At 63.2% G+C, this 22,652-nt stretch carries 24 protein-coding genes; 6 read left to right on the forward strand and 18 right to left on the reverse strand.

Annotated features, from left to right (window positions below; translation table 11 throughout):
• Window positions 1-58: 58 nt before the first annotated feature.
• From dhaK to AC0L2Z_RS05860, 12 genes are all read right to left on the reverse strand, one after another.
• Window positions 59-1,045: a dihydroxyacetone kinase subunit DhaK gene (dhaK, locus tag AC0L2Z_RS05805; RefSeq protein ID WP_128168336.1), complete on the reverse strand. Its 987-nt coding sequence runs from the start codon at window positions 1,043-1,045 to the stop codon at window positions 59-61.
• Window positions 1,046-1,080: 35 nt separating this feature from the next.
• Window positions 1,081-1,512, reverse strand: coding sequence for a hypothetical protein (locus tag AC0L2Z_RS05810; protein WP_023796729.1), 432 nt, complete (start codon window positions 1,510-1,512; stop codon window positions 1,081-1,083).
• An 8-nt stretch (window positions 1,513-1,520) separates the two neighbouring features.
• Window positions 1,521-3,107 carry a phosphoenolpyruvate--protein phosphotransferase gene (gene ptsP / locus AC0L2Z_RS05815; RefSeq protein WP_473627039.1) on the reverse strand — a complete coding sequence of 529 codons (1,587 nt, stop codon included), beginning with the start codon at window positions 3,105-3,107 and terminating at the stop codon, window positions 1,521-1,523.
• Window positions 3,091-3,393: an HPr family phosphocarrier protein gene (locus AC0L2Z_RS05820; protein ID WP_287171369.1), complete on the reverse strand. Its 303-nt coding sequence runs from the start codon at window positions 3,391-3,393 to the stop codon at window positions 3,091-3,093. The genes ptsP and AC0L2Z_RS05820 overlap by 17 nt, the downstream gene beginning before the upstream one ends.
• Before the next feature lie 21 nt (window positions 3,394-3,414).
• Window positions 3,415-3,804, reverse strand: coding sequence for a dihydroxyacetone kinase phosphoryl donor subunit DhaM (gene dhaM, locus AC0L2Z_RS05825; RefSeq protein ID WP_123146397.1), 390 nt, complete (start codon window positions 3,802-3,804; stop codon window positions 3,415-3,417).
• Window positions 3,801-4,403 (reverse strand): dihydroxyacetone kinase subunit DhaL, encoded by a 603-nt coding sequence (gene dhaL, locus AC0L2Z_RS05830; RefSeq protein ID WP_473627073.1) that lies wholly within the window; start codon window positions 4,401-4,403, stop codon window positions 3,801-3,803. Before dhaL ends, dhaM begins: the two co-directional genes overlap by 4 nt.
• A gap of 83 nt (window positions 4,404-4,486) precedes the next feature.
• The gene (locus AC0L2Z_RS05835) at window positions 4,487-5,506 is read right to left on the reverse strand and encodes an ABC transporter ATP-binding protein (RefSeq protein WP_473627040.1); all 1,020 of its coding nucleotides are present in this window, start codon (window positions 5,504-5,506) and stop codon (window positions 4,487-4,489) included.
• Entirely contained in the window at window positions 5,499-6,611 is a 1,113-nt protein-coding gene (locus AC0L2Z_RS05840) for an ABC transporter ATP-binding protein (protein WP_473627041.1), read from the reverse strand. Before AC0L2Z_RS05840 ends, AC0L2Z_RS05835 begins: the two co-directional genes overlap by 8 nt.
• 3 nt (window positions 6,612-6,614) lie before the next feature.
• Window positions 6,615-6,821, reverse strand: a complete 207-nt coding sequence (locus AC0L2Z_RS05845) for a hypothetical protein (RefSeq protein WP_473627042.1) — start codon at window positions 6,819-6,821, stop codon at window positions 6,615-6,617.
• Window positions 6,818-7,768 carry a carbohydrate ABC transporter permease gene (locus AC0L2Z_RS05850; RefSeq protein WP_128183364.1) on the reverse strand — a complete coding sequence of 317 codons (951 nt, stop codon included), beginning with the start codon at window positions 7,766-7,768 and terminating at the stop codon, window positions 6,818-6,820. Before AC0L2Z_RS05850 ends, AC0L2Z_RS05845 begins: the two co-directional genes overlap by 4 nt.
• Window positions 7,765-8,712, reverse strand: a complete 948-nt coding sequence (locus AC0L2Z_RS05855; RefSeq protein WP_473627074.1) for a carbohydrate ABC transporter permease — start codon at window positions 8,710-8,712, stop codon at window positions 7,765-7,767. Before AC0L2Z_RS05855 ends, AC0L2Z_RS05850 begins: the two co-directional genes overlap by 4 nt.
• Before the next feature lie 126 nt (window positions 8,713-8,838).
• Window positions 8,839-10,170 carry an ABC transporter substrate-binding protein gene (locus AC0L2Z_RS05860; protein ID WP_023796720.1) on the reverse strand — a complete coding sequence of 444 codons (1,332 nt, stop codon included), beginning with the start codon at window positions 10,168-10,170 and terminating at the stop codon, window positions 8,839-8,841.
• Window positions 10,171-10,568: 398 nt separating this feature from the next.
• Between AC0L2Z_RS05860 and hrpB the strand changes: the two genes are divergently transcribed.
• From hrpB to nhaA, 4 genes are all read left to right on the forward strand, one after another.
• Window positions 10,569-13,184 (forward strand): ATP-dependent helicase HrpB, encoded by a 2,616-nt coding sequence (gene hrpB, locus AC0L2Z_RS05865; RefSeq protein ID WP_473627043.1) that lies wholly within the window; start codon window positions 10,569-10,571, stop codon window positions 13,182-13,184.
• Window positions 13,185-13,216: 32 nt separating this feature from the next.
• Window positions 13,217-14,542 (forward strand): ActS/PrrB/RegB family redox-sensitive histidine kinase, encoded by a 1,326-nt coding sequence (locus tag AC0L2Z_RS05870; protein WP_287226932.1) that lies wholly within the window; start codon window positions 13,217-13,219, stop codon window positions 14,540-14,542.
• Window positions 14,543-14,605: 63 nt separating this feature from the next.
• Window positions 14,606-15,169 carry an ActR/PrrA/RegA family redox response regulator transcription factor gene (locus AC0L2Z_RS05875; protein ID WP_128168331.1) on the forward strand — a complete coding sequence of 188 codons (564 nt, stop codon included), beginning with the start codon at window positions 14,606-14,608 and terminating at the stop codon, window positions 15,167-15,169.
• A 130-nt stretch (window positions 15,170-15,299) separates the two neighbouring features.
• Window positions 15,300-16,496 (forward strand): Na+/H+ antiporter NhaA, encoded by a 1,197-nt coding sequence (gene nhaA / locus AC0L2Z_RS05880; protein ID WP_128168330.1) that lies wholly within the window; start codon window positions 15,300-15,302, stop codon window positions 16,494-16,496.
• Window positions 16,497-16,722: 226 nt separating this feature from the next.
• On the opposite strand, the gene AC0L2Z_RS05885 is transcribed toward nhaA, so the two are convergent.
• Window positions 16,723-17,223 (reverse strand): MmcB family DNA repair protein, encoded by a 501-nt coding sequence (locus AC0L2Z_RS05885; protein ID WP_473627045.1) that lies wholly within the window; start codon window positions 17,221-17,223, stop codon window positions 16,723-16,725.
• Between the two features lie 227 nt (window positions 17,224-17,450).
• Entirely contained in the window at window positions 17,451-17,714 is a 264-nt protein-coding gene (locus AC0L2Z_RS05890; RefSeq protein WP_473627046.1) for a hypothetical protein, read from the reverse strand.
• A 571-nt stretch (window positions 17,715-18,285) separates the two neighbouring features.
• On the opposite strand from AC0L2Z_RS05890, the gene AC0L2Z_RS05895 reads away from it, so the two are divergent.
• Complete coding sequence (locus AC0L2Z_RS05895) at window positions 18,286-18,468, forward strand: hypothetical protein (RefSeq protein WP_306454924.1); 183 nt, start codon at window positions 18,286-18,288, stop codon at window positions 18,466-18,468.
• A 39-nt stretch (window positions 18,469-18,507) separates the two neighbouring features.
• On the opposite strand, the gene cueR is transcribed toward AC0L2Z_RS05895, so the two are convergent.
• A complete protein-coding gene (cueR, locus tag AC0L2Z_RS05900) occupies window positions 18,508-18,930 on the reverse strand; it encodes a Cu(I)-responsive transcriptional regulator (protein ID WP_128168327.1) in 423 nt (140 codons plus the stop codon).
• A 225-nt stretch (window positions 18,931-19,155) separates the two neighbouring features.
• Here cueR and AC0L2Z_RS05905 point away from each other — a divergent pair, with 225 nt between their 5' ends.
• Entirely contained in the window at window positions 19,156-19,773 is a 618-nt protein-coding gene (locus AC0L2Z_RS05905) for a L,D-transpeptidase (RefSeq protein WP_023796711.1), read from the forward strand.
• A 110-nt stretch (window positions 19,774-19,883) separates the two neighbouring features.
• Here the strand turns inward: AC0L2Z_RS05905 and AC0L2Z_RS05910 are convergent, their stop codons facing one another.
• The 3 genes from AC0L2Z_RS05910 to trpS form a co-directional block, all read right to left on the reverse strand.
• Window positions 19,884-20,453 carry a NifU family protein gene (locus AC0L2Z_RS05910; RefSeq protein ID WP_023796710.1) on the reverse strand — a complete coding sequence of 190 codons (570 nt, stop codon included), beginning with the start codon at window positions 20,451-20,453 and terminating at the stop codon, window positions 19,884-19,886.
• A 134-nt stretch (window positions 20,454-20,587) separates the two neighbouring features.
• The gene (locus tag AC0L2Z_RS05915) at window positions 20,588-21,079 is read right to left on the reverse strand and encodes a universal stress protein (protein ID WP_023796709.1); all 492 of its coding nucleotides are present in this window, start codon (window positions 21,077-21,079) and stop codon (window positions 20,588-20,590) included.
• 88 nt (window positions 21,080-21,167) lie between these two features.
• Window positions 21,168-22,250: a tryptophan--tRNA ligase gene (gene trpS / locus AC0L2Z_RS05920; RefSeq protein WP_473627048.1), complete on the reverse strand. Its 1,083-nt coding sequence runs from the start codon at window positions 22,248-22,250 to the stop codon at window positions 21,168-21,170.
• Window positions 22,251-22,652: the final 402 nt, after the last annotated feature.

Consider the following 22,652-nt stretch of genomic DNA (forward strand, 5'->3'; position numbering starts at 1 on the left):
TAGAAAGCGCCTGCTTGCTTAATACTGTTGCTATAGCCGTGGCGCGGTGTTGGCCGTGCTACATCCCCCGGCGCAGCGCAGCCGTATGCACCGGTGCGTCCCACAATGCGGTCGTCTCATCGTCGAACATGGTCAGCGTGATCGAGCAGCCGGCCATGTCGAGCGATGTCACATAGGACCCGACCAGTGAACGGGCGACCGTCACGCCGTTTTTCTCGAAGATTTTCCGGGCGCTGTTGTACATCAGGTAGAGCTCCATCAGCGGCGTGCCGCCGAAGCCGTTGACGAAAAGCAGCGCCGGGCCTTTTGCCCTGTCACCGAGATCGCCAGATATCGCCGCGCAGATCTCCTCGGCGATGGCGTCGGCGCTCTTCAACGCGTCGCGGCGGCGCCCGGGTTCGCCATGGATGCCGACGCCGAATTCCATCTCGCCGTCGCCGATATCGAAGGTCGGCCTGCCGGCGGCCGGTACGGTGCAACTGGTCAGCGCAACGCCCATCGAGCGCGTCGCGCCATTGATGCGTTCGCCAAGCGCCTTCAACGGCTTCAGCGCCATGCCTTGCTCGGCCGCGGCGCCGAGGATCTTCTCGACCACCAGCGTGCCGGCAACGCCGCGTCGGCCAGTGGTGTAGGAGGAGTTCTCGACCGCGACGTCGTCATTGGTCACCACTTGCATCACACCCTCCGACATTTCAGCAGCCATGTCGAAATTCATCACGTCGCCCTCGTAGTTCTTGACGATGAACAGGCAGCCGGCACCGGTGTTGACCGCCTCCGCGGCCGCCATCATCTGGTCCGGCGTCGGCGAGGTGAACACCTGGCCGGGGCAGGCGGCATCCAGCATGCCATGCCCGACCAGCCCGCCATGCAGCGGCTCGTGGCCAGAGCCGCCCCCGGAAATCAGCGCTACCTTGCCGGGCTTGAGTGTCCTGCGGCGCACGAATTTATGCTCGTCGCCAAGCACAAGGATGTCGGCATGGGCGGCAACGAAGCCGTCGAGGCTTTCGGTCAGCACCGTGTCCACAGAATTCAGAAACTTCTTCATGGCCGTCTCTCCCGAAATAGCTGAACGTGGCGCGACTATGTCCCGCCCTTGCCGGCGATGCTGGTGATCTTCTGGATGAAATCGTTGACCGCCCTGTCGAGCGCCGCGTTCTGTTTGTCGTCGCCGAAATCGGGAACGATCAGCGAAACATGCCGCGTCTTGCGCATGCCGGATGCCAGCGACATTTTTCCCGGATGCGCCTGATGGTAGGCGGCAAGAAAATGGTCGCGTTCGGCCGGGCTGAAATGACAGACGGCGAAAATAGCCGGCAAATGTTTTGACGGGATCGGGATCGAGTAGGCCGGACTGGAAATCTGGGTGACGAAGCTGCGATGCTTGCCCAACGCGTCGGCGAGGCGCTGGCGCATGCCGGACGGGCGCTGGTCGAGGACCTGCGACAGGATCGTCTTATAGGCGCGGATCGCCTCTTCGGAACCGGCTTCAGGCGTCTTCTTGGTTTCGGCCATGCCGGTGCCTAGATCGAGACGTCCGCAATGGCCACCTTGGCCATTGCGAGCTGGGCGGGAACCACGGAAAGGTCCCGCAGACCGGCCTCAATCAGCGCCGGGATCGCCGCAGGATCGCCGCCGGCGTCGCCGCACAGGCTGACCGGAATCTTTTGCGCGCGGCCGAACGCCGCAACCGAGGCGATCAGCCGAAGCACGGCCGGGTTCCTGATCGAATTGAGATGCGCGACCGAGGCATTGTCGCGCGCCGCCGCCATCACATACTGGGTCAGGTCGTTCGAGCCGATCGAGAAGAAGGCGACCTCGGCAAACGCCTCAGGAGCGATCGCCACCGACGGCACCTCGACCATGATGCCGAGCGGCGGCATTTTTTGCGCGACGCCGCGCGCGGCAAGCGCGGCCTGCTCTTCGGCGAAGAGCGCGGCTGCTCGCTGATACTCGTCCCACACGGCGACCATCGGGAACATCACCTTGAGATTGCCATGCAAGGCGGCGCGCAGCAGCGCCCTGATCTGCACCCGAAAAACCTCCGGTCTCGCCAGCGATAGCCTGATGCCGCGCAGGCCGAGAAACGGATTACCCTCCTTGACGGTGAAACCCGGCACCGGCTTGTCGCCGCCGGCGTCGATGGTGCGGATGGTCACCGGTCTGTCGCCGGCCCATTCGAGCACCTTGCGGTAGGCGCGATACTGCGATTCCTCGTCCGGCAGCGTCTTGCCGAACAGGAACTCGGTCCGCATCAGCCCGACGCCATCGCAGGTCGAGACATCGATACCATCGACATCGGACGGATCGGCGATGTTGACCTGCACCCGCACCGCAGTGCCGGCTTTCGTCACCGCCGACCGAGCCAAAAAAGTTTCCGCCCTGTCGCGACGTGCCGCGAAAGACGACGACGATTGCCGGAACGCCTCGACCTCTGCCCTTGTTGGCCTCAGCACGATGCCGCCGTGCTCGGCATCGAGCAGGGCGACGCCGGCAAGATCAGCCGGCGAAGCACCGAGCCCCACGATCATAGGCACGCCGCGCGAGCGCGCCAGCATGGCGACGTGGCTGGCGGTACTGCCTGCCTTCAGCGCAATGCCGCCGCCGGCGCTCCAGTCGGTTTCGAGAAAGCGCGTCGGCGCGATGTCCTCGCCGTAGAAGATGGCGCCTGTCGGCGCGGCAGCCGCGCTGTCCGCTGTCAGCGCGCGAAGCACCTGGTCTCTGATGTCGCGCATGTCGGCGGCGCGTGCCCGGAAATAATCCTGATCCGACGTTTCATAGCCGACAATTTCGGCGTCAAGCGCCTGCCGCCATGCCGCATCGGCCTGCTGGCCGGCGGCAATCGCGGCAAAGGCCGGGCCGGTCAGCGCATCGTCCTCCAGCATGGCGAGCTGGAATTCGAGAATGTCGGCGGCATCGCCGTCGGTTGCCTGGATCAGCTTGGCAAGCCGGCCTGTCGCTGTGCCGATTGCCGTTTCGAGCGCGAGCCTCTCGTCAGCGGCGGTCGCTTTACCTTTATAGCGCGCGACGACCGGGTCGAGGTTGAACAGCGGCCCTTCGGCATAGCCGGCCGAAGCCGGGATCCCCTGCAGCTTAAGCGGTTCGGGCATGGTCCACGCCCTCGTCGAAGTCGCGCCGCACCAGTTCGACGAGCGCGCCGACCGCCTCGCCGGCACCGTCGCCCTTGGCTCTGATATGCAGCACCGTGCCTCTCGGCGCCTTGGCCGCCATCACCTTGACGATGCTCTTGGCGTCGAACCAAGGACCGTTGGCGGCGAGCGCAACTTCGACTTCGGCCGAAAACGTCTTGGCGAGCTTGGTGAATTTCACCGAAGGGCGCGCATGCAGGCCGACCTCATGGGTGATCAGAACGGTGGCTTCTGCGGATGCGGACATTGAGTCAAAATTCCTGTTCATTCACGATGGCGACAATTCGTGTGCCGTCGCCACCACTTCCCTGAGCGAGGCGCCGCCGGACGCCTCCGTCGCCGCCATCACCGCGCCCTCGACGATCGGCGCGTTGCAGACGATGATCTTGTGCGCGCGCGGCTCGCCGATCATCTCGACCGCCATCTCGCTGTTGGTTTCGGCGCCGCCAAGATCGACAAGTATAGCGACACCTGCCTCCGACCAGGCCTTGTTGATCGCGCCCATGATCGCCTCGACATTGGTTCCCAGCCCGCCATGGCCGTTTCCGCCGCACCATGCAAGCGGCACTTCGTCGCCGACCATCTGGCGCACCATGTCGGCCGTGCCCTCGGCGACCAGCGGTGAATGCGATACGATGACGATGCCGACATTGCTCATGCTTGCCCCTCGATGGTCTCGGTGACAGCCCGCACCAGAAGCGCGGTCGAGCGTGCCCCGGCATCCATATGGCCGATGGAGCGGTCGCCGAGAAATGAGGCGCGCCCGCGCAAGGCCTTCATCGGCACGGTGGCATCGGCAGCACTGTCCGCGACATCGGCGATTTCCGATCCGGTCTTTCCCTGTAGCAGGGCGTCATGCACCGGTTGCAGCACGTCGAGCATGGTCTTCTGCCCGACCTGCGACTTGCCCCTGGCTGCCACCGCCTCGATCGCCTTGCCGAACGCCGACATCAGGTTGGCGCGATCTGGCTCTGCGGAAATTTCCTTGCCGAGCGCCATGAACAGCGTCCCGAACAAGGGGCCCGAAGCCCCGCCGACGGTCATTACCAGCTTGGTGCCGATCGCCTTCAGAGCGTCCGGCAGCGGCTTTGTCGCGAACGTGTCGGCCTCGGCGCGCACTGCCTCGAAGCCGCGCTTCATGTTGAGCCCATGGTCGCCGTCGCCAATCGCCTGGTCGAGCCTGGTCAGCTCTTCGGCGTGAGCGGCAATCGTGTCGGCGGTGACGGATATCAGCGTCTTCAGGTCGAACTTGTCCATCGTCCCGGTCTTGTCCAGTGTCGCAGTCTTGTCCAGTGACCCGCTCTTTTCCAGTGTCCCGTTCTTTTCCAATGTCCCGGGGCTCATCGGTTTGCAATCCTGTTTCCGGCCTGGTCGAAGAACAGCGGCGCCCGGTAGCGGATAATCACCCTGTCGCCTTTTTCCAATTGGATGTCGGGGTCCGTCAGCGTCACCAGCTTTCTGCTTCCCACCGTCACATGCAGGTGGTTCTGGTCGCCCAGATGCTCGACCCAGTTAACAACGCCGTCGGCGGGGCCATTCGATGCCTTGCCGATCGACAGATGTTCTGTACGCGCGCCGATCGTTTTGGTTCCCGCCGGCATGTCGCCATCCGGCAGCAGGCCGGTCGGCAACAGATTGATCGCCGGCTGGCCGAGCCTTGCGGCGACATGAAGGTTTGCCGGCTCCGAGTAGATGGTGCGCGGCGTGCCGATCTGCGCCAGCACGCCGTCGGCAAGAATGCCGATGCGATCGGCCATCGTCATCGCTTCGATCTGGTCGTGCGTGACATAAAGCATGGTGGCGCCGACCTCGGCCTGGATGCGCTTCAGTTCGAGCCGGAGGTCGGCGCGCAGCTTGGCATCGAGCGACGACAACGGCTCGTCCATCAGATAGATCGAGGGCTTGCGCACCAACGCGCGCCCGATGGCGACGCGCTGCATCTCGCCGCCGGAAAGTTTGGTGGAGCGGTTGTTCAGCTTGTGGTGGATACGCACCATCTTGGCCACATCCTCGACGCGGCGGCGCACCGCGTCCTCGCTCAGCCGCCGCGCCGGCGAGCGCAGCGGAAAGGCCAGATTGTCGTAGACCGACAGATGCGGATAGAGCGAATATTGCTGGAAGACGAAGGCGGTGTCGCGCTCGGCCGGCGACAGCATTGTCGCATCGCGGCCGCCGATATGGATCGAGCCCGTATCCGGCCGTTCCAATCCGGCGATAAGTCTGAGCGTCGTCGTCTTGCCGGCCCCGGTCGGGCCGAGCAGCACGACGAATTCGCCGTCGGCGACGTGCAGATCGAGAGTGTCCACGGCGACATGTTCGCCGAAGCTCTTGGTCACGCCATTGATCTGCACGTCAGCCATGATGCGCTCTTCCCTGGGAAGCCCCGTCATGGATTGCGGTTCGCACCGCGCGGCCGGAGCCCTTCTCGAACAGCGACAGCCGTGCGCTGCTCAGGGCCAGGCCGACATGGTCGCCCGCATTGAGCCGGATTTCGGCCGGCACCCGCGCCTTGATGATGCCGCCGGATGTCTCCACCGCAACGATCTGCGTGGTGCCGAGATATTCGGTGCCATAGATGGCGCCGCGCAGCTTCGAAGCGTCGTCGAAGCGGATGTGTTCCGGTCGGATGCCGAGCGCCATGTCGGCCGGCGCGATGTCCTCGCGCACCTCCGGCACCGCCACTTTGGCGCCTTGCACCAAAATCTCGCTGGCGCCCTTTGTAAGCCCGCCGCCAAAGCCGAGAAAATTCATCGGCGGCGAGCCGATGAAATCGGCGACAAACATCGTCGCCGGCCGGTCGTAGATTTCGCGTGGACTTCCGAACTGCTCGATGACGCCGTGGTTCATCACCGCGATCTTGTCGGCCATCGACATCGCTTCCATCTGGTCATGCGTGACGTAGACCGTGGTGGCGTGGATGCGGTTGTGCAGTTCGCGCAGCTCATGCACCATGAGATCGCGGAATTCGGTGTCGAGCGTGCCGAGCGGCTCGTCCATCAGGAAGCATTTTGGCCGCCGCACGATGGCGCGGCCGAGCGCCACGCGCTGGCGATCGCCGCCGGCAAGACCGGAGACCGACTTGTTGAGCAGATGGTCGATGCGCAACAGCTTCGCCGTCTCTTCGACGCGCCGGCGGATTTCGATGCCTGGCGTGCCTTGCGCCAGCAGCGGGAAGCCGATGTTCTTGCGCACATTCATATGCGGATAGAGCGCGAACAGCTGGAAGACAAAGGCGATGTCGCGCTCGCGGGCACGCCGCATGGTAACGTCCTCGCCACCGAGCAGGATCTTGCCGCCGGTCGGCAATTCCAGGCCGGCGATCATGCGCAGCGTCGTCGTCTTGCCGCAACCCGACGGCCCCAGCATGACGAAGAACTCTCCATCCCCGACGACGAAGTTGGAATCCTGCACGGCGACGAAATCGCCGAATGCCTTCCTCAGATGCTCGACCCTGATCTCCGCCATCGTCTACTCCGGAAACTTCGAGACGATGATGAACATCGCCGTGCCGGCCAGCATGGTGATGAAGGAATAGGTGTAGAGCGGCAGCGCGAACGGCTGGAACAGCATCAGGAAGCCAATGGCAATGATTACCGTGGCGATATTCTCCATCAATCCGCGCCTCGCCCAGACCGGCCAGCGCGACTTGCGTTTTGCGGGTTGGGTCATGCTCATTTGCGCACCGCGCCGAAAGTGATGCCGCGCAGCAACTGCTTGCGAAGCAGGATGGTGAACACCAGGATCGGCACCAGGAAGATCGTCGTGCCCGCGGCGACCGCCGGCCAGTCCTGGCCGCCTTCGCCGATGATGGTCGGGATGAAGGGCGGTGCGGTCTGCGCCGTGCCCGAGGTCAGCAGTGCGGCGAAGGCATATTCGTTCCAGGCGAAGATCAGGCAGAAGATGGCGGTCGCGGCAATGCCGGTGGTCGCCTGCGGCAGCACGGTGCGCCAGAAGGCCTGCAGCCGCGTATATCCGTCGATCATCGCCGCTTCTTCGTACTCGCGCGGGATCTCGTCGATGAAGCCCTTCAGCAGCCACACGGCGAGCGACACATTGACCGCCGTATAGAGCAGGATCATGCCGAGCGCGGTGTCCGACAGGCCAATCTCGCGATACATCAGGTAGATGGGAATAGCGACCGCGATCGGCGGCATCATCCGCGTCGACAGGATGAAGAACAGCAGGTCGTCGGCCAGCGGCACCTTGAAGCGCGAGAAGCCATAGGCCGACAATGTGCCGAGGAATACCGCGCAAAAGGTCGAGCCGAAGGCGATGATCAGCGAATTGACGAAGCGCGGCATGAAATTGGACGGGCCGGCGATCACCATGTTGCGCTTGCGCACTGTCTCATCGCAGATGCCCGTCGCCGGTCCCAGCGCGTTGATGTATTCCGGTGTCTGCCGGGTGCGGGTCGAGAACAGATTGCAGTAGCCCTCGAGGCTCGGCTGGAATAGGATTTTTGGCGGATAGGCGATCGAGTCCGGCGGCGTCTTGAAGCTGGTGGCGAAGATCCACAGCAGCGGCACGATCGAGATCAGCGCGTAAAGCACGATAATTGTGCCGGCGACGCGCTTCGAAATCGCCGAGGGTGCGACAACAGAATGGGCTGACGTCAGGCTCATCTCTGCTTCACCTTGTTGAGCGCCTTGACATAGATGTTGGCCAGCCCGAACACCGCAACGAACAGGATGATTGCGAAGGCTGAGGAATAGCCGGTTCGCCAGCTTTCGAAGGCCTGCCGCTTCAGCGTGATCGAAGCGACCTCGGTGGTCGATCCCGGTCCGCCGCCGGTCAGCAGGTTGACCATGTCGAACATCTTGAAGTTCTCGATGCCGCGGAACAGCACCGCCAGCATGATGAAGGGCAGCGCCATCGGCAGCGTGATCGACCAGAACTGCCGCCAGTTGGAGGCGCGGTCGACCTCGGCTGCCTCATAGATGTATTCGGGGATCGAGCGCAGGCCGGCGAGACAGATCAACATCACGTAAGGCGTCCACATCCATGTGTCGACGACGACGATCGACCACGGCGCCAGAGACACGTTGGAGAGCATGCCGATCTGCGTTGCCGGAATGCCGGTGACGAATGAGATGGCATAGGCGAACAGGCCGATCTGCGGCTCGTAGAGGAAGCGCCAGAAATTGCCGACCACTGCCGGCGACAGCATCATCGGCACCAGAATGATGGTCGTCCAGAAGGCGTGGGCGCGAAACTTTCGATCGATCAGCCAGGCCAGGGTAAAACCGATCAGCGTTTGCAGCAGGATGGTCCAGAACACGAAATGCGCCGTCGTCTGCATGGCGATCCAGATGTCCTGGTCGCCGAGGATGCGCTTGTAGTTGGCAAGGCCGACGTTCCTGACCACCTCGTTGGGACGGTTGGCGCGGTAATTGGTGAAGGACAGATAGATCGCCCAGAACAGCGGGAAGATGTTGACGGCGAGCAGCAACAGGATCGTCGGCGAGATGAACAGCCAGGCGAGGCCCTTGTCGCTGATGCCTCGGACCTTGCGGGCCAACGGCTCAGGCGTAGCCCGGGCGACGCTGTCCGCAGTCCGATTGAGCATGGTCAGTCCCGCTTCGGTCACTTGGGTCGTCTCGACAGTGGAATTTATCTGAGCTGTGTCCCGTGCCAAGGGTGGCACGGGACACGCGGTCGTGGCTCGGGAGGAGCCGATTGGATACTGCCCCAACTACATCTTGCCGTCGTCCTGGAAGACCTCGGTCCAGTCCTTGACCAGGCCATCAAGTGCATCCTTGGCCGAACCCTGGCCGGCGACGACATAATCATGGAAGCGCTTCTGCGACGCCTGCAGCAGCGGCGCATAGCTTGGCTCTGCCCAAAAATCCTTCACGATGGCCATGGAGTCGAGGAAGGTCTGCGCGTAAGGCTGGCTGGCCGGGAAGCCTGGATCCTTGACGACTGCGTTGAGGCAGGAAAAGCCGCCGAGCGACCACCATTTGGCCTGAACATCCTTGTTGGCGAACCACTTGATGTATTTGAGCGCAGCCTCCTGCTTGTCGGAGTAAGAGACCACCGAGATGCCCTGGCCGCCAAGCTGGGCGAATTGATCGCCGTCGGGCCCCTTGGGATTGGCGAAATAACCAATCTTGTCACCGCCGACATTTTCGTCCTTCTGCAGGCCTGGCCAGGTAAAGGCGAAGTTCATGTGCATCGCCACCTGGCCGGATTTGAAGGCGTCGACGCCTTCGCCCATGTAGCTGTTGGAAGCCCCGGGAGGCGTGCAGCAGTCATAGAGCGCCTTGTAGAACTCAAGACCCTTCACCGATTTCTCGGAGTTGACGAAGCCGTCCATCTCGTATGGCTTGTCGGGATTCTCATATTTGAAACCGAAGCTGTAGAGCCCGTCCATGGCGCCCATGGTGATGCCTTCGGAGCCGCGCTCGGTATAGATCGATGCGCCATAGACCGTCTTGCCGTCGATCTCGCGCTTCTGGAAAAACTCGGCGATCTGCTTCAGCTGGTCGAAGGTCGTCGGCGCTGCGAGATCCCAGCCGTACTTTTCCTTGAATTCCTTCTGCAGTTCCGGCTTGGAGAACCAGTCCTTGCGATAGGTCCAGCCGACGACGTCGCCCATGGCCGGCAGCGCCCAGTAATTCGGCGAGTTCTTCGGCCATTCGGAGTAGCCGACGACGGTCGCTGGCACGAAGTCGTCCATGCTGATCTTCTCCTTGTCGAAGAAGTCGTTCAGCTTGACGTAGTGGCCGTTCTCGGCCGAGCCGCCGATCCACTGGCTGTCGCCGATGATCAGGTCGCACAGCTTGCCCTTGGAATTCAGTTCGTTGAGGAAGCGATCGGCATAGTTGGTCCACGGCACGAATTCGAATTTCATGCCGATGCCGGTTTCCTTGGTGAAATCCTTGGACAATTCGACAAGCGCGTTGGCCGGGTCCCAGGCTGCCCAGCAAAGCGTCAGATCTTCAGCCTGCGCGACATTCGAAACGGCGGTCGACGCAAACATCGCCGATGTCAGTCCCAACGTCAGTTTCAAGGTCGATTTCATGCCTTCCTCCCATTTGCGAAACGCGCCCGGATGACGGTTTCAAAACCTCAACCCCCTCCTCAGGGGTCTAAACATGACGACGCAGTTAAGCGGCGGATGTTTAGTAATTTGTTTAGTGATGCAATTTTTACTAAACAACGCAAGCGAATTCGTCGCTGCGCCGCAGCATAATTTGCTTGTATCTGGGCGGTGATCCTGGCCGCGCCGTTCTATCAGGAAATATCCCGACTTCCTGTCGCTCCTCGGCCGCGCCATGGTCGGTGGCTCCCGCCTTTGACCATGGCGAGTAGGTGGACCCACTTTGAGTTGGTCCGTTGCCCGGTTGCGCGGCGACCGCCACCGCTGATATGCGGGGCGCGACCGACCTGCCGCGATTGGATGGATGCATCCCTGAAACAATGACCAGAAAACCCTTGCCAGAGCTTCCGGTCTCCGCCGTCCTGCCGGCGCTCGGTGAAGCGCTCGGCCATGGCAACAGTGCCGTGCTGGTGGCGCCGCCCGGCGCCGGCAAGACGACGCTGGTGCCGCTGGCGCTGCTCGATGCAGCTTGGCTCGGCACGGGGAAGATCATTCTGCTCGAGCCGCGCCGGCTCGCTGCCCGCGCAGCCGCCCGCCGAATGGCGGAACTGCTCGGCGAGGAGCCCGGCGAAACGGTCGGCTATGCCATGCGGATGGAGAACCGCACTTCTGCGAGGACCAGAATTCTTGTCGTCACCGAAGGCGTGCTGTCGCGGATGATCCTCGACGATCCGGAGTTGCCCGGTGTCTCGGCGGTATTCTTCGACGAGTTCCACGAGCGCTCGCTCGACGGCGATTTTGGTCTGGCGCTGGCGCTCGATGTGCAAGGTGCGCTGCGGACCGATTTGCGATTGCTGGTCATGTCGGCGACGCTCGACGGCGCGCGCGTCGCTCGGCTGCTTTCCGGCGCCCCGGTGATCGAGAGCGAAGGCCGCGCCTTTCCCGTCGACATCCGCTACGACGAGCGGCCGGCCGGCATCGCCATCGAGGACGCGATGGCCAAGGCGATCCGCGCGGCACTTGCCGAGGAGAGCGGCAGCGTGCTCGCCTTTCTGCCCGGCCAGCGCGAGATCGAGCGCACCGCCGAGCGGCTGCAAGGCCGCGTCAGTGCCGACACCGACATCGTGCCGCTCTATGGCATGCTCGACAACAAGGCGCAGGACGCAGCGATCAAGCCGGCGCCGTCCTGCCGCCGCAAGGTGGTGCTGGCGACCTCGATCGCCGAGACCTCGATTACCATCGACGGCGTGCGCGTCGTCATCGATTCCGGCTTGTCGCGCCTGCCGCGCTACGAGCCGGCCAGCGGCCTGACGCGGCTGGAGACGGTGCGGGTCAGCAAAGCCTCCGCCGACCAGCGCGCCGGCCGCGCCGGCCGCACGCAGCCCGGCGTCGCCGTCCGGTTGTGGCGGACCGAGCAGACCGCGGCACTTCCCGCCTTCACGCCGCCGGAAATCCTCGAGGCGGACCTTTCCGGACTTCTGCTCGATTGTGCAGCCTTCGGTGTCGCCGACCCGTCGAGCCTCTGCTTCCTCGATCCGCCGCCGGCCCCGGCACTCAGCGAGGCAAGGGCGCTGCTTCGTGCGCTCGACGCCATTGACGAGGCAGGGCGACTGACGCAATCGGGTGCTGCGATGCGCAGGCTGGCACTGCCGGTGCGGCTGGCTAACATGGTCACCGAGGTGGCAAACACCGGCCGGGCGTTCGAAGCGGCCATGCTCGCCGTGCTGCTCACCGAGCGTGGCCTGGGCGGCGACGGCGCCGACCTCGAACGGCGGCTGCTTCGGTTCCGATCCGAAAGATCGCCGCGCGCCACCGCCGCCCGGCAGCTCGCCGAGCGGCTGGCGAAACAGGCTTCACCCTCGCCCTCGAGGAGGGCCGAAGGACGGGCGAGACCCGTGGTTCGCCCCGGTATGTCGATCCGCGAAGCAGATCGGGGTGGGGTTGGGTCGGGCACGTCATCGCCGACCCCACCCCGTCTCCCTCGCCTCGCTGGGCAAGGCTCACTGGCCGACCCTCCCCTCGGGGGGGAGGGCAGCGCCGGCGCTCTCCTCATCCACGCCTGGCCGGATCGCGTCGCCAGGGCGCGCGGAGAGCGCGGCCGTTTCGTGCTGGCCAACGGTTCAGGCGCCATGCTTGACGCCGCCGACCCGCTGGCGGGCGAAACCTGGCTTGTCGTCGCCGATCTGCAGGGCAAGGCGCAGAACGCCCGCATTACGGCAGCGGCGGCGATAGACGAAGCCGACATTCGCGCTTCGCTCGCCGACAAGATCGAGACAAACCGCGAAACCAGTTTCGACCGCGACAGGCGTGCGGTGCGTGTGCGTGAAACCGTTCGCCTCGGCGCCATCACCCTGTCCGAACGGATGCTGCCGGCGCCGGCCGGCATCGCCGCCGATCGCGCCATCCTTGACGCCCTGCGCCAACACGGGCTGTCGCTTTTGCCGTGGGGCAAGGAGGCCGAAACGCTGCGCCAACGGCTCGGCTGGCTGCATCGCGGTCTTGGCGCGCCCTGGCCGAATGTTTCGGATGCGGCGCTCATCGACCGCCTCGACGACTGGCTGCTGCCCTTCCTTTCCGGCGCGGCGTCCTTTGCCGCGATCGATCCGGGCGTGCTTTCGGCCGGCCTCATGGCATTGGTGCCGCACAATCTGCAGCGCCGGATCGAGGCGCTGGCGCCGACCCATTTCGACCCTCCATCCGGCAGCCGCGTGCCGATCCGCTATGACGGTGAATGGCCGGTGCTGGCGATCCGCGTCCAGGAGCTGTTCGGTCTCGACCGGCATCCCGCGATCGCCAACGGCGCGGTGCCGCTGACGCTCGAGCTATTGTCACCGGCGCACCGACCGATCCAGACGACGCGTGACCTGCCCGGTTTCTGGCGCGGCTCCTGGGCCGATGTGCGAGCCGAGATGCGTGGCCGCTATCCCCGGCATGTCTGGCCGGAGAACCCGCTTCTCGCCACCGCCACCAGCCGCGCCAAACCGCGGGGGACCTAGCCTTTCTCCTTTTCCGGCTATAATCCTTGGCCATGATAAACATCCTGCGGGCGCCCGACTTCCAGCAAAGCCAGCGGCTGCGCCTCAACACGCTGATCAGGCTGCGCTGGCTTGCCATTGTCGGCCAGAGTCTGACGGTTCTTGTCGTTGCCTACGGGCTGAAATTCCCGCTGCCGGTCAGTCTCTGCTTCGCGCTGATCGCCTGTTCGGCCTGGATGAACCTGTTGCTGACCTTCCGTTATCCGGCGGCGCATCGGCTGACCCCGCTGCAGGCTTTCGCCATCCTGACCATCGACAGCCTGCAGCTTGCCGGTCTGCTCTACCTGACCGGCGGCCTCACCAACCCGTTTTCAGTGCTGGTCACCGTGCCCGTGGTCATCTCGGCGACGTCGCTGCCGCTGCGCCTGACCGCCATCCTCGGCGCGCTGGTGATGGTGACGGCGAGCCTGCTGGTGTTCTTCCATCTGCCGCTGCCCTGGTACGAGGGCGCGCCGCTGGAGATGCCGTTCATTTACGTCGCTGGCATGTGGATGGCGGTGTTTTCCTCGATCGCCTTCACCGCGATCTACGCCTTCCGCGTGGCCGAGGAAGCCCGGCTGCTCGCCAACGCGCTTGCCGCCACCGAGCTGGTGCTGCAGCGCGAACAGCATTTGTCGGCGCTGGACGGCCTTGCCGCCGCCGCCGCCCATGAGCTCGGCACGCCGCTCGCCACCATCACGCTTGTTGCCAAGGAGATGGAGAAGGCGCTCCGCAATGACCCGAAATACGGCGAGGACGTGACGCTGCTGCGCTCGCAGAGCGAGCGTTGCCGCGAGATCCTCAAACGCCTGACCAGCCTGTCCTCCGAGGGCGAGGCGCATCTCTCCCGCCTGCCGCTGACCTCGCTGGTCGAGGAGATGACCGCCCCGCACCGCGATTTTGGCATCTCGATCAAGCTTCGCCCCGGCGAGCGCATCGGCCCCGAACCGGTGGGACGGCGCAATCCCGGCGTCATCTACGGCCTCGGCAATCTGGTCGAGAACGCCGTCGATTTTGCCCGCAAGAGCGTCACCGTGCGCTGGAGCTGGAACGAGGCAACGGTCACCTTCTCGATCACCGACGACGGGCCGGGCTTTCCTCCCGAAATCATCGATCGCATCGGCGAGCCCTATATGTCGACACGCCAGGGCACCGAGGCCGGCGGCGGGCTTGGACTGGGGCTGTTCATCGCCAAGACCCTGCTTGAACGCTCGGGCGCCACGCTCGATTTTCGCAATTCAAACGAGCCGGGCGAGGGCGCCGTCGTGCGGATATCGTGGCCGCGCAGCGTCTTCCTCAATCCTGAATCGGCTTCGGCCACCATGTTTGACACGGCTTGAATTGGACAATAGCGCTCCAAAACTATATCTGCGTAAAATTCGGGCAGCAGGAATGTCAAGACGATGAATGGCGACGAAACGATTGGCGCAATGGTTGAGGGCGAGGACACCTCGCTGCTGATCGTCGACGACGACAGGCCATTCCTCACGCGCCTTGCCCGCGCCATGGAGACCAGGGGTTTCGTGGTCGAGACGGCCGAGAGCGTCGAGGAGGCCGTGGCCAAGGCGCGCGCCAATCCGCCAGCCTACGCGGTGGTCGACATGCGGCTCGCCGACGGCAACGGCCTCGACGTCGTTGCCGCCATCCGCGAGAAGCGCGACGACGCCCGCACCGTCATTCTCACCGGCTATGGTAACATCGCCACCGCGGTTACGGCGGTGAAGCTCGGGGCCATCGACTATCTGTCGAAACCGGCAGATGCCGACGAGGTTTTCGCGGCTCTTACCCGCACTGCGGGCGAACGCGCCGCACCGCCTGAAAACCCGATGTCGGCCGATCGCGTGCGCTGGGAGCACATCCAGCGCGTCTACGAAATGTGCGACCGCAACGTCTCCGAGACGGCCCGCCGTCTCAACATGCATCGCCGCACGCTGCAGCGGATACTCGCCAAACGCGCGCCGCGCTAACGCCTGACCGTCCTTTGCGCGCGCCAAGGTCGCGTGGCACTGTAAGAACTGCCCTGCCATCGGCGGTTGCGCATCATCGCACAGGGTGATGTTGTCCCTGCCGGCTGGTAGGCGACACGACGGAGACGACATGCAGGACCAGAAGCCGCGGCCGACTTCCACCTTTCGCGAATTCCTGGCCAGCGAGGCGACAGGCGGCATCGTCCTGATGGCAGCCGCGGCCTTGGCGCTGGTCGTCGCCAATTCGCCGCTGGCCAAAACCTATTTCGACGCCCTTCACGCCTATCTGGGACCGCTCAGCGTATCGCATTGGATCAATGACGGCCTGATGGCGGTGTTTTTCCTGCTGGTCGGCCTGGAGATCAAGCGCGAGATGCTGGACGGCCAGCTCTCGACCTGGCCACGCCGCGCTCTGCCCGGCATCGCCGCTGCCGGCGGCATGCTGGTGCCGGCACTTGTCTATGTCGCCATCAACCGCGACAATCCAGCCGCCCTGTCCGGCTGGGCGATCCCGACCGCCACCGACATCGCCTTTGCGCTCGGCGTGCTGTCGCTGCTCGGCAGCCGCGTGCCAGGGTCGCTGAAGGTATTCCTCACCGCGCTCGCCATCATCGACGACCTTGGCGCCGTCATCATCATCGCGGTGTTCTATACGAGCGGCCTGTCGCTCGCCTATCTCGGCGCCGCCTTCGCGGTCATCGCTCTGCTCATCGTGCTCAACCGCATGAAGGTGCTGACGCTGCTGCCCTATCTCCTGCTTGGTGTCGTGCTGTGGGTGCTTGTGCTGAAATCGGGCGTCCATGCCACGCTCGCCGGCGTGGCGCTGGCCCTGACCATACCTTTGAAAATCACCCCCGGCATCAGCCAGGATTCAGACCATTCACCGCTGCACCGGCTCGAGCACGGCCTGCACAGGATAGTGCCCTTCGTCGTCGTCCCGATCTTCGGCTTCGCCAATGCCGGCGTCCCGCTCGCCGGCCTCAGTGCTGCCACCCTGGTCGAGCCACTGACGCTGGGCGTCGCCGCCGGCCTCGTCGCCGGCAAGCTGGTCGGCGTGTTCGGTTCTTCTGCGCTTGCCATCCGGCTCGGCCTCGCCGATCTGCCGGTCAATGCCGGCTGGCTGCACATGGTCGGCATTTCGCTGCTCTGCGGCATCGGCTTCACCATGAGCCTGTTCATCGGCCTGCTCGCCTTCGCCAGCAATGTCGAGCTCCAGGACGCGGTGAAAGTCGGCATCCTCGCCGGCTCCTTCATCGCCGCCATCCTCGGCGCCGCCGTGCTGCTGATGGCGCCGGCAGCGAATGGGATGGACCAAGAGGAAGAGTAGCCGACGAACGTTGCGCCGCCCCTCATTGCAATGCCCGATCATTTCTCCCCGTTTAGAGACGGGGAGAAAGACGCCTTCGCAAAAGATTTCGCCAATCTCCAGCATTGCAGAAAGGGTGCAGAGGTTGCGGCCAGCGCCCCTTCTCCCCGTTCACGGGGAAAAGATGCCGGCAGGCAGATGAGGGGCAGCGCAAACGTCGAAGGTTACAGGGGGATCCGAAAACCCTCTACTCGCTCTCGCCCTCCAGCGCCGGCACCGCCACGCCGGCAAGTTCCGCCGCGAGCAGCCGCGCTGCTCCGGCCCGCGCGATCCTCAGCATCAGCGCCTTGCGCGTCGCCGCCGCCATGCGGTGCTCGGGCGCATCGCGCAGGATTTCGGCGCCGTAGCCGTCGGAAAGGATAAAGCCGCATTCCTGCGGAAAGATCTCCGACGGCACACCGGGATGGGTGGCGAAAAAAAATCGGTCGGAGTGCAGCCGGTAGTCCGGCCATTTGCGGTCGACCCTGAAATCCTCGATCGAGGATTTGATCTCGATGATCCAGATGTCGCCCTGGCGGGTCAGCGCGATGAGGTCGGCGCGGCGCCCGGTCGCCAGCGACAGTTCCGGCAGCACATGCGCGCCCATCTCCCTGAGCAGCCGCTGCACGCCACGCCGAACCAGCATCGCGCGCTCCGACTGGCGGCCGTCGATCAGCGGATTGAGGGGTACAGGTGAGATGATTGGCATGGGCTCACCATGCCAGACTTTGTTCACGGTTTGAACCCGTTTCTTGATGGCAGCTGTGCATTTGACAACCTGTATTGCAGAACGGGGCGGGGTTGGCGTCCTGCTGGCAGGTCGATTTCCCCGCGATTTCGTGCCCAGGTTTAAGCCAGGGCGGGAATACGCAATCGCAGCTATCGTCGTGCTAATTCTAGGAGCTATCAAATGGCTCCTTTAGGAGCCATCGTTTCCTAAGCGCTACCCCTGCCATTCCCCGATGGCTGGGTCGCGCTGTCGGGTAGGGGCGTTTCAAGCTCTGCCTTAACTTTCAGAACGCCGTCAACCAGGTCATTGAACTCCTCAACGCTTAAACTGCACAGGGCCTCGGCCGCACCGTAATGGCAAAATTTGAATTCTACGAATTTCTTGTTGTCGGCTCTATCCAGCTTGATGAAGAACCTAAACGAATGGGCTCCGCGAAGCGACACATAGACATAACCCAAGTCGACGGCCATGAAACTGCCGTTTGATGAACTGCCAAAGCCCCATAGTCGCCCCGCCTTTTCCTACGGGTATCTGTTGCCTCCAAGCTGCCTAGCGCGGCCAGCGGCAGTTGGTGATTTGACAGTTAGTGGGCCGCACATTATCCGCTCTACGCCCGGTGTATTTATATAATAAGCCCGCACGCAGTATTTATTTGGAGTGTCTGGCAGGCAAAGTTCACGCTTTTCACCTGTCCCTGGCTCAACATAGATTCGACAGGTTTTTTTACTCGTATCATAAGGAACGTTCGCCTGACTGGTGCATGCCGATGCACCGACGGCAACGGCTATAGCGGTGGCTATGCGGATCATGTGTTTCCCCCAAGACAACCGCACTTGAATCATGATTTGTTGCCGGTGCCAAGGCGTATTGTCGAACAAATAAGCGCCTTTCCTAAGGTGATTGTATATTTGATCAAAGACCCGACAGTTTAGCGCGTTCGACTCAGTGAGCGGACAAAGAGAACAATGGCTCCTAATTCACGTCTTCATACATTAGTAATATGAGATATTGTGCGAATGCGGGTGGGTTTAGGGAGTTTGGATGATGAACGCGGACGAGATGCAGGCGGTGGCCGACGCCTATCCGGTCGTGACGCCTGACATGGCACCCAGGCAATTGATCAAAGCGGCCAGGAACCCGAACGCGTCAAAGAAGGAAATCGCCCGTGCGGCGTTCTTCTCGATTGTCGCCTTGAGCGTATCGATGGTGCCGATTGATCGCTGAAACCTAACCTGGAAAACGGCTGGCGACGCCACGCAACCTTCACACCTGTGCGGGAACGACTTTGCCAGATGGCAAAACCGCCCCCGCGATATCGTCCAGGATCGGGCAGTCCGGCCGGTCATCGCCGTGGCAGGCATGGATCAGCTTCTGCAAGGTCGAGCGCATCGACTGCAATTCGCGCACCTTCTCCTCGATCGCACTCACATGCGCGGCGGCGATCTCGCGCACGTCATGGCTGGCGCGGCTGCGGTCCTGGTAGAGCGCCATCAGCTGGCGGCAGTCGTCGATGGAAAAGCCGAGATTGCGCGCGCGGCGCAGAAACGTCAGCCGGTGGATGTCGTCGCCCGAATAATCGCGGTAGCCGTTGCCGGCCCGCGCCGGACGGATCAGGCCGATCTCCTCATAGTAGCGAATGGTCTTGGCCGGTAGGCCGGAACGCTGGGCGGCATCTCCGACATTCATGATTGGTTCCCTAACTTCGGGCGGCCTGGCGGATCGCCCATTGAATTTCCTAGATAATCTTATGAGAGCCGTTGCCGAAAAGCCACAGCTATGGACTTACCGGCATGTAAGCCCCTGCATATAGGCATCGCCCGCTTGGCAAGCAAAGCAAATGCCAGCATGAATGATAGCGACAAGGCGGCCGTCTCGTGCCGCTACCTTTCGGGCGGGGCATCGGACCTTTTCATGCGCATGAAGTCATTCGCAATCGTCGCGGCACTTGCGCTGTCGACGGCAATTGCCGGTTGCAGCACCATCGGCTCGCAGATCTTCACCAACAACTATGGCCCGATGACCGACGCAGGCTATCAACTGCCGCGCATTCCGATCGAAAAGGTGCCGTTCAAGTACCGCCGGCAGATCGTTAGCTACGACAGCGATGAAAAGCCGGGCACCATCGTCGTCGATACCCAGAACAAGTTTCTCTATTATGTCATGGGCGGCGGCGAGGCGATGCGTTACGGCATCGGCGTCGGCCGCGAGGGTTTTGAATGGCGCGGCACCGCCCGCATCGCGGCGAAGCGCGAATGGCCGACCTGGACGCCGCCATCGGCGATGATCAAGCGCCAGCCGGAACTCGCCAAATTTGCCGGGGGCATGGACCCCGGATTGACCAACCCGCTCGGCGCGCGCGCCCTGTATCTGTTCAACAAGGGCGGCGATTCAGGCTACCGCCTGCATGGCAGCCCGGAGTGGAACTCGATCGGCAAAGCGATGTCGTCGGGCTGCATTCGGCTGATGAACCAGGACATCATCGACCTTTACGACCGCACCTCCGTCGGCGCCAAGGTCATCGTTCTCTAGAGCTCATACGCGGACCGTCTAGGCAACAACTGACGTCCCAAAACAAAAAACCGGGCAATTTGGCCCGGTTTTTTGTGTCGCGCGAAGGGGCGAATTGACGTCCTTTGATCTTAAGAGACCTGTTCGACCTGCTGCACCTCGGGCACAAAATGCCGGAGCAGGTTCTGGATGCCGTGCTTCAGCGTCGCCGTCGACGACGGGCAGCCGGCGCAGGCGCCCTTCATGTGCAGGAACACGGTGCCGTTCTCGAAGCCGCGGAAGGTGATGTCGCCACCGTCCTGGGCGACCGCCGGACGCACTCGCGTGTCGAGCAGTTCCTTGATGGTGATGACCAGTTCCTCGTCGGCCTTGTCGTAGAATTCGCCGGTCTGGCTGGTCTCGGCGGCGGGGCCGGCCCTGGCCATGACCGGCGCGCCGGACATGAAGTGCTCCATGATGGCGCCGAGGATCGCCGGCTTCAGATGCTGCCAGTCGGGGCCGTCCTTGGTCACGGTGACGAAATCATAGCCGAAGAAGACGCCGGTCACGCCCGGGATCTCGAACAGCCGGCCGGCCAGCGGCGAAGCCGCGGCAGCGCTGTCGGCATCGCGGAAATCTGCGGTGCCTTCGACAAGCACTTCCTTGCCGGGAAGGAACTTCAATGTCGCCGGATTTGGCGTCGATTCGGTCTGGATGAACATGGACGTCTCCGAGCCCGTTCGGGCATATAGTTTGGAATAATTCTAAATAGGCCCTATCGGCAGGACATTCAAGCGAAAGCCATCGCCGGAACGGCTGGCTGGGAGAATGTTTTTGCGGTCTTCTGCAACACACCTTAGGCCAGGCTGTCGATTTCTTCGTCTGACAGGTTCTGCGGCACCACTGTCACCGGGATCGGGAAGGCGGCGCCCTTGCCGGCGACCGCGCCGACCAGCGGGCCCGGCCCCTCCTTGCCGGCGCCGGCGGCCAGCACGAGGATGGCGATATCCTGGTCCTCCTCGATCAATTTGTGGATCTCTTCCGTCGGCTTGCCTTCGCGCACCACCAGTTCCGGCTCGATGCCGAGCTTCTGGCGCACCTTGTTGGCATAGCTGTCCAGTGCGGCGCGCGCGGTGGCGGTGGCCTCCTCGCGCATGATCTTCTCGACACCCAGCCAATGCTGGAAATCGTCCGGCTCGATCACATAGAGCAGCACCAGCACGCCGCTGGTGCTCTGCGCGCGCTTCGAGGCGTAGACGACGGCCCGTTCGCATTCGGGCGTGTCGTCGATAATCGCCAAAAACTTGCGGCGATGGCCGGCTTCGCGGCTGAGGCGTTTGGAGACCATATTCTACCTTCGATGGTTTCGGTCGCAATCTGCCACCGCCACGGCCCGGCCGCAAGCGACCGGCGGATGTAGCGATATTGGCTGCAGATTAACCCTGCAGCAGGCCGATGATGTCGCGCACGGTCTTCATCGTCGCCTCGGCCAGCAGGCCGGCCCGCTCGCCGCCATCCCTGAGCACCGCGTCGACATAGGCGCGGTCGTCGGAAATGCGGCGCATTTCGCCGGCGACCGGCGCCAGCTTTTCCACGGCAAGGTCGGCCAGCGCCGGCTTGAACACCGAAAACTGCTGGCCGCCAAACTCTTTCAGCACTGCCTCCTTCGATATCTCGGCGAGACCCGCATAGATGCCGACCAGGTTTTCGGCTTCCGGCCGGCCGGCCAGGCCGTCCAATTCGCCAGGCAACGCCTCCGGGTCGGTCTTGGCCTTGCGGATCTTCTTCGAGATGCTGTCGGCATCGTCGGTCAGATTGATGCGCGACAGGTCCGACGGATCCGACTTCGACATCTTCTTCGAGCCGTCGCGTAGCGACATGATGCGCGCCGCCGGTCCGCCGATGATCGGTTCGGTCAGCGGGAAATAACCGTTCACGGTCTCCTCGCCGACCTTCATCTCGACGCCGACGCCAAGGCCGGCGATGCGGTCCGAAAAGTCGTTGTTGAATTTTTGCGCGATGTCGCGTGTCAGCTCCAGATGCTGCTTCTGGTCATCGCCGACCGGCACATGGGTGGCGCGGTAGGCTAGGATGTCGGCCGCCATCAGGCTCGGATAGGCAAGCAGCCCAAGCGAGGCGTTCTCGCGATCCTTGCCGGCCTTGTCCTTGAACTGCGTCATCCGGTTCATCCAGCCGATGCGGGCGACGCAATTGAAGATCCAGGCGAGCTCGGCGTGCTGCATGACCCGCGACTGGTTGAAGACGATGTGCTTCTTCGGGTCGATGCCGGAGGCGAGAAACGCCGCGGTGATCGCGCGCGTCTGGTCCTTGAGATCCTCATGGACAAGCTGCGCGGTCAGCGAATGCAGGTCGACGACGCAATAGATGCAATCGGAGGTGTCCTGCAGGGCGACGAATTTCTTGATGGCGCCGAGATAGTTGCCGAGGTGCAGATTGCCGGTCGGCTGGACGCCGGAAAACACGAGGGGCTTGAAGGCAGGCTGATTGGCGTCAGTCATGGTGTTTCCCTGGCTTGTGGAGGGCCGTTTCGCGCGCGGCGAAAGTCTTGCGACGGCGCGCTTATGGACGAGAGCGAGTAGACGATCAAGGGGCTGTAGGCGATCGCAGCAGAGCGATTGCTTCAGGTCGGATTGCTTGTTCGATGTTGTTGGCGCTGCGCCTATAGCGCCTGTCGGCTTGACAGGTCGGCGCTGCCCCTCATTGCCCTGCCGGGCATTTCTCCCCGTATAGTGACGGGGAGAAAGACCCGTCGTCGACGGTTTCGCCAACGACAGGCGTTGCAGGACGAGCGCCGAGGGGCAGCCAGCTTCTTTCTCCCCGTAAACGGGGAGAAATGCCCGGCAGGGCAATGAGGGGCGGCGCCGACATCGATATGGTATGATAGGAGCATATTCTGCAAA

Source organism: Mesorhizobium sp. WSM4850, assembly GCF_055811735.1.